Annotated in this window: 7 protein-coding genes and 3 pseudogenes; 8 read left to right on the forward strand and 2 right to left on the reverse strand. The window is 60.0% G+C overall.

Annotation, left to right across the window (positions count from 1 at the left end; translation table 11 throughout):
* Positions 1-66 precede the first annotated feature (66 nt).
* Positions 67-390, forward strand: a pseudogene (locus QQK95_RS21845) (IS30 family transposase); the annotation flags it as partial.
* Positions 391-772: 382 nt separating this feature from the next.
* Here the strand turns inward: QQK95_RS21845 and QQK95_RS21850 are convergent.
* Positions 773-2,524 carry an adenylate/guanylate cyclase domain-containing protein gene (locus QQK95_RS21850; RefSeq protein ID WP_202359824.1) on the reverse strand — a complete coding sequence of 584 codons (1,752 nt, stop codon included), beginning with the start codon at positions 2,522-2,524 and terminating at the stop codon, positions 773-775.
* 365 nt (positions 2,525-2,889) lie between these two features.
* Here QQK95_RS21850 and nthA point away from each other — a divergent pair, with 365 nt between their 5' ends.
* From nthA to QQK95_RS21875, 5 genes and pseudogenes are all read left to right on the forward strand, one after another.
* Positions 2,890-3,537, forward strand: a complete 648-nt coding sequence (gene nthA / locus QQK95_RS21855; RefSeq protein WP_244748139.1) for a nitrile hydratase subunit alpha — start codon at positions 2,890-2,892, stop codon at positions 3,535-3,537.
* A complete protein-coding gene (gene nthB, locus QQK95_RS21860) occupies positions 3,537-4,193 on the forward strand; it encodes a nitrile hydratase subunit beta (protein WP_284276532.1) in 657 nt (218 codons plus the stop codon). The genes nthA and nthB overlap by 1 nt, the downstream gene beginning before the upstream one ends.
* The gene (locus tag QQK95_RS21865; protein ID WP_284276533.1) at positions 4,180-4,590 is read left to right on the forward strand and encodes a nitrile hydratase accessory protein; all 411 of its coding nucleotides are present in this window, start codon (positions 4,180-4,182) and stop codon (positions 4,588-4,590) included. The genes nthB and QQK95_RS21865 overlap by 14 nt, the downstream gene beginning before the upstream one ends.
* Before the next feature lie 110 nt (positions 4,591-4,700).
* Positions 4,701-5,329, forward strand: a pseudogene (locus QQK95_RS33550) (SDR family NAD(P)-dependent oxidoreductase).
* Between the two features lie 245 nt (positions 5,330-5,574).
* Positions 5,575-6,111: a GNAT family N-acetyltransferase gene (locus QQK95_RS21875; protein ID WP_202359828.1), complete on the forward strand. Its 537-nt coding sequence runs from the start codon at positions 5,575-5,577 to the stop codon at positions 6,109-6,111.
* Between the two features lie 19 nt (positions 6,112-6,130).
* On the opposite strand, the pseudogene QQK95_RS21880 reads toward QQK95_RS21875, so the two are convergent.
* Positions 6,131-6,350 (reverse strand): annotated as a pseudogene (locus tag QQK95_RS21880) (IS5/IS1182 family transposase); the annotation flags it as partial.
* 245 nt (positions 6,351-6,595) lie between these two features.
* Between QQK95_RS21880 and QQK95_RS21885 the strand changes: the two are divergent.
* A complete protein-coding gene (locus QQK95_RS21885; protein WP_202359829.1) occupies positions 6,596-7,048 on the forward strand; it encodes an SAM-dependent methyltransferase in 453 nt (150 codons plus the stop codon).
* A gap of 428 nt (positions 7,049-7,476) precedes the next feature.
* Complete coding sequence (locus tag QQK95_RS21890; RefSeq protein ID WP_284276534.1) at positions 7,477-10,833, forward strand: adenylate/guanylate cyclase domain-containing protein; 3,357 nt, start codon at positions 7,477-7,479, stop codon at positions 10,831-10,833.
* The last annotated feature ends 294 nt before the right edge of the window (positions 10,834-11,127 follow it).

Raw genomic sequence — 11,127 nt, forward strand, 5'->3', positions numbered from 1 at the left:
TAGTGGGAATCCTTTTTACCCATTATGCCCGCCCGCACACGGAATTCCTGACAGTCCCTCGTGAGGGCCATCGCCGAGAAGATCGGCACATTGCCCGAAGAGTTGCGGCGCTCGTTGACATGGGACCAGGGCAAGGAGATGGCTCGTCACAAGAGCTTCACCGTTGCCACCGACCTACAGGTCTACTTCTGCGATCCGCGCAGTCCCTGGCAGCGCGGCAGCAACGAAAATACCAACGGTCTGCTCAGGCAGTACTTCCCCAGAGCAACCAACTTCTCCCACGTCTCGCAGGACCAACTCAACGCCGTCGCCCTGCGGCTCAATCAGCGCCCCCGAAAAATCCTGGACTTCGAAACGCCGGCCGATAGGCTACAGAGGGTGTTGCAATGACCTATTGAACTCACCGAACTATTGCAGACAGGGAATATGTCGGAGATGGTATCGTAGGCCGAGTGCCCGCTTCTTCGCACCTTGACCTAAAACCAGTCGGTCAGCTTCCGGCCCAAAAATGTCCGTCTGGAAGCGCCGCATTCCGGCCGTAGAGCCCGGCCTCGCAGCTCCCTAAAGCGGCCTTCCGTCGATTAGAGCCGGAGGTCGTGGTTGCGCCAAAAACTGACGACGAGCCATTTTCCAGCCGAGCAGCTATCGCCTAGGCCTAGGGATCGCCAACTTTGATTTAGATCGAACAGGTGCCTTGCCACAGGCATCCCCACGGTGCGGTCTTTGATCTCGGTGCGTTGCAACTCGCGATCGCTGCGCCAGGCTGGCAGCGCTATTCCGGCAGTCCCGCCTTTCGCAAACCTTCTGCAAGCAGAGCCATATCGGCCGGACGGCTGGTTGGCATCACATCGGCGAGATTGGAAACTCGTTGGCCGGGGTCGAGTGCGAGCATTCGGCTCACCACCTTTTGCGCATCCTCCGTTCGCCCGGCGTGAGCATAGCTTGCAGCAGCATAGCGCAACGACCCTAAATAGTCCGGCTTTTCCCGCAACGACCTTTCAGCCCAAGTTGATGCCTCCTCAAATCGACCAGCGAAGAGATGAGACACTGCAACCGCATTCTGCATGTCGAACATGAGCGGATCGACTGGGCTCATGCGCATCGCCGTCGCCAGGTGGCGAAGTGAGGTTTCCGTATCGCCGAGGTCTGCTCTGACCCAGCCGCTGAACAGCCACGCGCTAGCCAGGTTCGGATTGAGCGCAAGCGCGCGATCAATGAAAGCTGCCCCGCTATTATTGTCGCCTACGACGAAGGCGAGCGCGTTCCCGGCGCGGGAAAGAGCGATCGCGTCGTCCCTGCCCAAATCCACGGCCTTCAGAGCCAGGCGTTTCGTCTCGGCGGTTTCTTGCTTGAGATCCGTCATCCAACCGTTCGCCTTGCGCATGACGGCACACCAGGCGGCCATGCCGTATGCGGAGGCAAATTCCGGGTCGAGTTCGATGGCCTTGTAAAACAACTGAAGGGCGTTTGCCGTGGATTCCCTTGTCAATTGGTGGAGGCTTGCTATCCCGCGCAGATAGTAATCGTAGGCATCAAGGTGCTCGGTCGGCTTGCGCTTGGCCCGCTCAATCTCTGCCTGTTCCAGCTTCGGAGCGATGGCTCCGACGACGCTCCGGGTTACTTCCTCCTGCAGGTCAAACACGTCCTCCAATCCGCCGTCGAAACGGTCGGCCCATAGATGTGCTCCCGTTGTCGCGTCGATAAGCTGCCCGGTGATGCGAACCCTTGTTGCCGCCTTGCGCACGCTCCCTTCAAGGACGTAGCGCACACCAAGCTCGCGTCCGACCTGCTTGATGTCCACTGCCCGGCCCTTGTAGGTAAAGCTGGAGTTGCGCGCGATGACGAACAGCCAGCGCGTCCGGGACAGCGCGGTGATGATCTCCTCGACTATGCCGTCAGCGAAGTAGCCCTGCTCGGGGTCGCCACTCATGTTGTCAAACGGCAAGACCGCGATGGACGGTTTTTCGGGAAGCGTCAGCGTATCCCTTGCGGAGAATACCGAATCGGTTTTCGCTCGACTGACCAGATAGGCGCACACCGGCTCCACGATGTTGTGGACCTGATGGCTACCGAGGTTGGCGTAAGCATAGTCTAGTTTGCCCTTGACCTGCTCGTAGACGTTGCTCGCCACGCACACACCGCCAGGTTCTGCAAGCTTCTCGAGCCGCGCGGCGATGTTCACGCCATCACCGTAAATCGTATCGTCCTGTGCAATCACGTCGCCCAAATTCACGCCCATGCGGAAAGTCATGCGCCTGTCTTCGGGCAAACTTGCATTGTGAGCGGCCAATCCCTCCTGGGCTTCGACCGCACACTGCACCGCGTAGACCGCGCTGGCGAATTCGACAAGAAGGCTGTCGCCAGCGGAACCGACTATGCGTCCGTGCAACTCTGTGACCTTGGGCTCGATCACTTCGGCGCGAAGCCTCTTCAGATGCGCAAGCGTGCCAACCTCGTCGGCTCCCATCAGGCGGCTGTAGCCGACGACGTCGGCAGCAAGGATTGCGGTGAGTCGTCGCTCCATAGCTGGTGTCCCGCCTGTTGCGTAGGTCGAAGCTGCGGGAGGTGAGCGTATTCCAGTCCTACCTCTAATGCGAGCGTCCAGTGCCGGCGTCCTCGTGGAGCGCAATGCGGCCGTTCCCGAGGGGTAGCGTCGATGTTCCCGGCCCGATTTTCGGCCTTTCTCCAAATGGTCACCAATGACCGTCTTAGCCCTAGTCGCCTCAACCCACTTTGGAGCTGCGCCCGCCGAGCCACAATGCCAGCACGAGCGGCCCACCGGCCAATTGCCGGCTTTGAAGGCACTTTTCTATGGCTAGCAGACCTCCTTATTGACGACAGGCCGATTTCGAGAGAACACTGGATTAATCGTTGCAAGTCGGAGGCTCAGTGTCCGAGGATCACTCCGCGCGGATCGGCGCGATACACCGCGAACTGCACAGCCATCTTCCGTCCGCGCCAGAACTGCGGGTGAAGGCGCTGGAAAGTCTTTTGGTCGAAAAAGGACTGCTCGACCCAAATACCGTTGATGCGTGGATCGCGGTCTACACCGAGCAGATCGGTCCGAAACGCGGTGCCGACGTGGTGGCTCGCGCCTGGACCGATCCGGCTTTCCGCAACAGGCTGCTCGCCGACGGCACCGCTGGGATCATCGAGCTCGGCTTCGAAGGTTGGGCCGGCGGTCACCTTCGGGTCGTTCCGAACACGCCAGCGGTGCACAACCTAGTCGTCTGCACGCTCTGCTCCTGCTACCCGCACGCCGTCCTCGGCATCCCTCCCAACTGGTACAAGACCGCTGCCTACCGTTCGCGCGCCGTTCGCGATCCGCGCGGTGTCATCGCCGAGTTCGGAGACGCCATTCCCGACAACGTGGAGGTTCGTGTCTGGGATTCGACCGCGGAGGTCCGATATCTCGTGCTACCCGAGCGGCCTTCCGGCACCGAAGACTGGGACGTGGCCCGCCTCGCAGGCCTCGTCACGCGCAACTCCTTGATCGGCACCGAGCGCGACCTCGGGCGACTCGTCGGGACAGGATGATGGACGGCATCCACGACCTCGGCGGGCGTCAGGGCTACGGCCCGATCGATGTCAACGAACCGCCTGAACCTTTTCACGCCCCCTGGGAAGCGCGGCTGTTCGGCATCACCCGTGCCTTCACGCGGCCTGCAATTTTCAGCATCGACCTATTCCGGTATGTTCGCGAATGTATCGATCCCGCCGAGTATCTGAGCCGCGACTACTACGACCAGTGGCTGCTGGCCTACGCGGTGTTGATGGTCGACGCCGAGGCAGTCACTGTCGAGGAACTCGCGACCGGCAAGGCGGCCAAGGCCATTCAGAACATCTCGCCACCCATGACGCCGGCGAACGTAGCGACGCTGACGAAGGCGATGAGCCGCTTTGATCGCGACTCGGACACAGGCCCGGCGTTCGCCCCGGGCGACCAAGTTAAGACGATTTCATTCGGATCCTGCGGACATACGAGGCTACCCCAGTACGCGCGTGGCCGCGAGGGCCAGATCGAGTCCTTTCGCGGCGTCCACATCCTTCCTGACACCAACATGGCCGGCGATGGACCGGCCCAGCCACTTTACACGGTGTCGTTTCTTGCTGCCGACCTGTGGCCGGAGGCAGCGGGCCGCAAGGACCACGTCTATCTCGATCTTTGGGAGAGCTATCTTGAGCACGCCTGAAGCCGCATTGCTACCACGCGAACCCAAACCCGGTGCCACGGTGTTCGCCGTGCCGTGGCATGCCGAGGCGCTCGGCATTGCCAATGCGCTAATTCAGAGCGGCATGTATTCTCAAGTTGAATGGGCAAATGCGCTCGCCGCCGAAATTCGCCTCCTTGCCGTAGCGGGAGAACCGGATACCGAGGATACCTACTATCAGGCGGTGCTTGCAGCCTTGGAAGGCTTGGTGGGCGAGAAGTCGCCGGAGACTGGCGGATCGCTTGTCGCCCGCGTGGAAGCTTGGCGGCGGGCGTACCTCAACACGCCGCACGGCCAGCCTGTAACTCTCGCTGGGGCCGCTAGTCCGGCTGCCGATTACTGGCCCGACGACCATGAATACCACCACCACGCTCGCTAGTCCGGCGGTGTGAGCCGTCTCACGCGAGGTAGGCTTTGCCCACGGCGCCTTGAAGCCCCGGCTGTCTGCTATTAGCGCGCTTAGCGGCCAAATTATCGCCGCGTGAAACAGTGGATTTCGGGCTTTTGCGTCGGGCGGCTAGGTCGGCAGATGTCTCAAACCTCGACGACCTTGACCGCGTCGTTGCGCAAATCAAGGCTGAGAAGGGTGCGCTCGACATCTTTGTCGCGAGCGCCGGGCTGGTGGACCATCAAACAATAACCGCCGCCGCGCCAGAGCATTCCGATGAGACGTTCAACCTTAACGCGCGGAGTGTATATTTCACCATCGCCAAGGCCATTTTCGCGATGGTGGCGCGATCGTCCTGGTGTCATCTGGTATGCACCTCAAGGGCTTCCCAATATACGGGGCCTATTCCGCCACAAAGGCATTCGCCCGGACCTGGGCAGCCGAGCTCAACGGTCGGCGCATCCGCGTCAACACGCGGAGCCCTGGGATGATCGACTACGCCGATCGTCGACGGCATGTTTCCCACGGGGAGGAAGCTGAAGCCGCCCGGCAAGTCTTTGCTGACATCACGCCGCTACTAATATGTGCAACCTGGAGAGCGCTTGTCGGACGTAAAGCAACCACAAGGAGAGACATGGCTACCTTCTTCAAGAGAAGTCTCGGGCCGAGGCCATCGTCGAGATGTGGCGCTCCCTGTAGCGCCAGGCCGCGCCGGCGAGCATGCCGCTGAACTTTGGTCCCGCTCTACAACGCAGCCCTCACCGGGGCGAAAACAAGGAAAGCCCGGCGGCGGGGTGAGCTCCGGGCTTTCCGTTGTAGGAGAGTGTCGCACTACTCAGAACAGGCCTTTGCGACGGCCGTCAACGTATATTAGAATTTATGAATAATTGGTGTCCGAGGGTTCCGCGGTGTGGCCTGTCGCCGGACTTGCGATCTGTGCTAGCTTCAAGGGGGTTGCACTGGACCTGCCGAAGAATGCAAAGGATCAGCCTAGAACATCGGTTGGCGACACGTGCCGATCTGCCGGCGCTGGCCGAACTGATGAATGCTGCCATCGGCGAGCTCCAGAAGCCGTTCCTCACAGAGGTGCAGATCGCTTCGAGCCGAGCAATCATGGGGCTCGATACGCAACTCGTTGATGACGGAACGTATTTCATTGTGGAGCAAGATTGCGTCTTGGCCGGTTGCGGTGGATGGAGTCGGCGCGCAACTCTCTACGGAGGAGACCGTTCACCCGGGCGCAATGCAGCGCTGCTTGACCCGGCGAAAGACGCTGCGCGCGTGCGTGCCATGTATACGGATCCCAGTTTCGTCCGCCGAGGCGTGGGTCGTCTAGTCCTAACGCTGTGCGAGGACGCCGCCCGCGGCGAGGGCTTCACAAGTGTCGAGCTTATGGCGACGCTGGCGGGCGAACCGCTCTACCGGGCTTGCGGTTTTGAGGCGGTTGAACAAGTCGTCGACAACAGAGGCGGAGCGAGCGTGCCACTGTTGCGAATGAGGAAGGCGTTATGAATGATCGGCAGGCTCGCACTCACAGCCAATAGCTGATGGTAGCTGCGAGGCAGACGGCGGCAAGAAAGTTCGTCGCGGATCGATCGTACCGAGTGGCCGAGAGGGCGGAAATCCTGGAGGCGTCCGAACATGCGCTCGTTGCACTCGCGGCAGAGGAACGGTGAGAAGCGGTTTTTCCAGCTATCATCGCCCTTGTCGCCACGCAGGATACGACACTTGGGCATCTGCTCCAGGAGCAAATCCGTAGCGTACCAATGCCATCCGCCATAAGGTCGAGGGCAGAGGGACGATGCCTGCAGCGTCTGCTTTGCGGGCGGTGCCAAATGGCACGGCCGCCAGGTCATGCGGGTGTCGGTCATTTCCTGGTCGACCGACGACAGGCAGGGCGAAATTGCGGCCGACGCCATGATCGCGGCTTACGGCGCCGCACTGGCCGGCAGTAAGGTCACCCACTACATCGGCGTCGACATATCCCAGCAGTCGCTTGAAGGAAGCGCTTGCTCCTCTCACCTGTGCGGTTGAACTGCGCTGCGAAGATTTTGTAGCGGTTGTCGATCGTTGGGATGGGCCGGTTGACGTTGTATGGATTGGTCAGTCCCTGCACCATCTAGTTTCGCAGGATAAGGGACCCTTTATGCGCAAAATCCGAAAACTGCTTCCACCAGGCGGTCTTTTCTTGATCTGGGAGCCGACGCTTCTTGAAGGCGAAGATCGTGAAGGATGGCTAGCGAGATTTCATCAGCTAAGGCCGGATTGGGAAGTGGTGTCCGACGAGGAGTTCGCCGCCTTTGAGAGTCACTGCCGCGCATCCGATTATGCTGAAACGGCCGCTACTTGGATTGGCATGGGACGCGATGCCGGCATCCGAACTGCGGACGAGTTGATGATCGTGCCTAACAGACTGGCACGCGTTTACGGTTCCGTCACTAGGCCGTGAACTCGCGCGAATGCGGAGTGAACCGAGAGGAGTGAGACAACAGCTGACGGTTTATTGCAGCGCAAAGAGGTCGCTATTCCTGCGCAAGAAAGGGAAGTCCTCGCTCGGTTCAAAGGTGAAGGGAAAAAACTACTGTGTGAGCCATGAAGCAACGTTGCTTCGGCGCAGCGGGTATCGCCCAGCGGAATGACGGCTTCTGGCTAGCTTCGTCCCAGAACCGGACAGACCGCTTCCGGCCCATGTCGGCCGTAGCGATCAGCCCTGCTGCCGCCTGAAAGCAGACATTGCACGCGATCACGCTGAAGGTCGCGGTTGCGCCAGGACCTGCCGTGAGCCCAGGCAATCGGATTGAGAGCGTTTTGGTGCGGCGGGCGCGCATTCTTAGGCGGTCCGATTGACATTTTGAGTATGTGCGCTTGACTGCCTCGATGGATCATCAGCAGGGCGGCAAGGAGATCGCTTCATGGCTGCAAGGCTTGGGCCTTGAGCAGTATGCCGGCGCATTCATCGACAACGACATTGAACCGACAATTCTACCAAAGCTCTCCGACGATGATCTTCGGGAGCTTGGCGTAAAATCTGTTGGTCACCGGAGAAGAATCCTGACCGCCATCGCCGAGCTCTCGCGTCCACCGGCCCAACCGGCGAAAGCAGACGACGATGCCAAGCGGGATGCTCTGCAAAGTGCAGTATCTAAGCGAGAGGGGAGTGAGGCAGAGAGGCGCCACCTCACAGTCATGTTCGTCGACCTCGTGGGATCGACCGCGCTGGCGTCGACGCTCGATCCTGAGGACTTGGGCTCGGTCATAGCCGCATATCAATCGTTGGTCGCCGCAGAGGTCGCCCGTTATGATGGCTATGTCGCCAAATTCATGGGCGACGGCGTGCTGTGCTACTTCGGCTGGCCACACGCCCACGAGGAGGACGCCGAGCGGGCGGTCCGCTCTGGACGCTCCATAGTGAAAGCTGTCGCCAGTTTGCGCAGTCCCGGTCAAGTGCCACTCGCAGCTAGAGTGGGAATTGCCACGGGATTGTGCGTCGTCGGAGACGTCATCGGGACTGGGTCCGCACAAGAAGAAGTCGTCGTTGGCGAAACACCCAATCTCGCCGCTCGGCTGCAAGCCCTGGCCCAACCGGGATATGTGGTGGTCGCCGAGAGCACGAGAAAGTTGCTCGGCGAAATATTCGCGGTTGAGAGCTTGGGGCCTATCGAGCTGAAGGGATTTTCGATACCCCTCTCGCCGTTTCTGGTTGTCGGGGAACATGCCGTCGAGACCCGCTATGACGCGCGCGTCACGAGCGCTCCTCAAATCATGTTCGGAAGGGACCTCGAACTCGGACTTGCTCTCGAACGTTGGGGGCAAGCGAAGAGGGGCGAAGGCCAGCTCGTGCTACTCAGCGGCGAGGCGGGTATCGGCAAATCTCGCATCACCCGCGCCTTGATAGACGCGGTCTCTCAAGAGAAACATGTGCGGGTGAGCTATCAATGCTCGCCGTATTACTCTGGCTCGCCGCTTTATCCAGCTGTTCAGCAACTCCGCCGCACTATCGGTATTGAAGAAGCCGACGGGGATGAAGAGAAGGTCAGAAAACTCGAAGGCACCAAAGGTCCAGCGAATCCGTTGTTGCCTATCTTCGGTTCCCTGCTCGATCTTCAAAACTACCAGAGCGATGCTTTGACGGGCCTGAACCCGCAGCAGCTGCGAGCGCGAACGCTTGACGGATTGTTGAACGACATCCTCGACGCTGCAGCAAGGCTGCCATTGTTGTTCGTGATCGAGGACATCCACTGGATTGACGCGACAACGCTCGAATTGTTGGATCAATGTGTAGAGCGGATTCAGCACGCTCGGGTCATGATGATGGTGACGACGAGACCGACCTTCGAACACGGCTTTGGCGGACATCCCATAGTGACGAAATTGGCGCTTAATCGCCTGGGCCGTGAACAGACCACCGCTTTCATCGAGAAACTCGCTGGCGATATTCGACTACCGGCCATCATTGTAGACAAGATCATCGCCGCGACGGATGGTGTGCCGCTGTTCATTGAAGAGCTGACAAAGAGTGTTCTCGAAGCCCGCCACTTCGATCGCACAGCCGTCTTCGACCAAGATCATGCCAGACTCGCAAATCTCGACATTCCGCTAACGTTGCACGATTCGCTGATGGCCCGCCTCGACCGATTGCAGCCGGTCAAGGAAGTTGCGCAAATGGCCGCATGCATCGGCCGCGAATTCCGCCACGACCTCCTCGGATCGGTCACGCGGCTCAGCGCTGCCCAGTTGGAAGAGGCGCTCGATAAGCTCGTGGATGCCGAGCTTGTCTTCCGCCGAGGAAGGGGCCCGGACGCACGATATACGTTCAAGCACGCGCTCGTTCGCGATGCTGCCTATCACAGTATGTTGAAATCGGTGCGCCAGGACATACACAGCCGGCTGGCCGACAAACTCGGCATGGAGTCGACGGCCGAACCGGAGCTGGTTGCACATCACCTCATAGCGGCAAAGCGGTATCGTGAGGCAGCTGAATGCTTCCTCCAAGCAGGGCGCGCTGCCGCGGCGCGATATGCCAATCCGGAGGCGGTCGCGCATTTCACGGGCGCGCTGGATGCCCTGGAAGCGGTCACTAGCTCGGGCGATACAAATGAGCTTGAACTCAGAATCCGGATTGAAATGGGCGTCCCGCTGAACGCGTCAGCTGGATATGCGTCGGAGAAGGTTGAAGCGAACTTTCTCCGTGCCGAAGAGCTTTGTATATCCACGGGCCTCACCTCCAACCTCTTTTTTGTCCGACGTTCGCTTTGGAACTTCTACCTTGACCGGCCTGACCTGCACCGGAGCCGAGACCTGGCCAAGCAACTGCTTGCCGAAACCTCGTGCGGAGAAAACGTTGAAGAAACGACTTTGGCGCATCGGGCGCTCGCCACTTCCTATTTCTATCTCGGTGCCATTGGGGATGCCGCACGGGAAGCCGAGGCCGGAATCAATGCTTGGGCGACCTCCAATGGGGATTTCGATGTCGCAAGATACGGAGAGGACGGCCCCGCGATCTGTCGGAGCTATCTGGGCGTGGTGCAGGTTCTCGCAGGGCGGGTCGACACCGGGCTCGCCAATTGTGCGTCAAGCGTTGAAACCGCGGAGCGGCTCGATCATCCGCTCAATCTGGCATTTATCCTCATGAATCTCGCCATTGCCCGACGGTTCCGCAATGAGCCGGCCGAGTGCCGTGAGATCGCTGAACGAATGCTCATATTAGCTGACAACCGCAGGCTGGCATCCTGGTCCGGAGGTGCTCGCACGGTGCTCGGCTGGGCTATCGGCAGCAACCTGCCCGACGAAGGGCTCAGAATGCTGCGAGACGGCATGAACCGATGGCGCTCGACTGGCTCTGAGCTGCACTTGCCACACTTCTATTCGTCGATTGCGGACGTTTGCCTCCGGCATGGACGGATCGATGAGGGTCTCGCGGCAATCGAGAATGCTGTCGAGGCGATGGACAAGACCGGCGAGAAATGGGCGCAGGCTGAAATAGAACGTATTGAGGGTTGCTTGGTCGCCAAGGCGGATGTGACCCGAGGGATGAAAGTCCTAACTAGAGCCTATGATACTGCGATAAGTCAGGGCGCGTGTTGGTTGGCGGTTCGTGCTGCAACCGAGTTGGCCAAGCTCTCAAGAAGGTCGGGCCATGAGCTCCGAGCTGACTATCGGAATCAGCTTCAGATTAGCGAGATCGCTGAAGGCCTAGAAACCTCGGTCATCCGCGAAGCTGCTGCCGTTCTCTAGATCACCGTATCGGTGCTGTAGGCTGACTAGCAGGCACTGGAGATGAGGGGCTGAACCTCAGCTGCCAAGCGCCAGGGTGATCCTGAGATCTGCTCGCAAGGGTCTGCTTGTGGGGCAGAGCGGGTGATGCTCGCCGACCCATTTGAGTGTCCGCTTCGGGTCAGTTCACGTCATGCACGCAGTGCATCTGAGGTCCGCTTCTGAAATTCCACGCCTCGAAGCGGCCAGTCGGCTCCCGTGAAGAGTTTCGGGCGCCGGCAGGCGTACGAAAGTCCCCGAGGAAGGAACCCGCGG

This window comes from Mesorhizobium huakuii (genome assembly GCF_030160235.1).
GTDB lineage: Bacteria > Pseudomonadota > Alphaproteobacteria > Rhizobiales > Rhizobiaceae > Mesorhizobium > Mesorhizobium huakuii.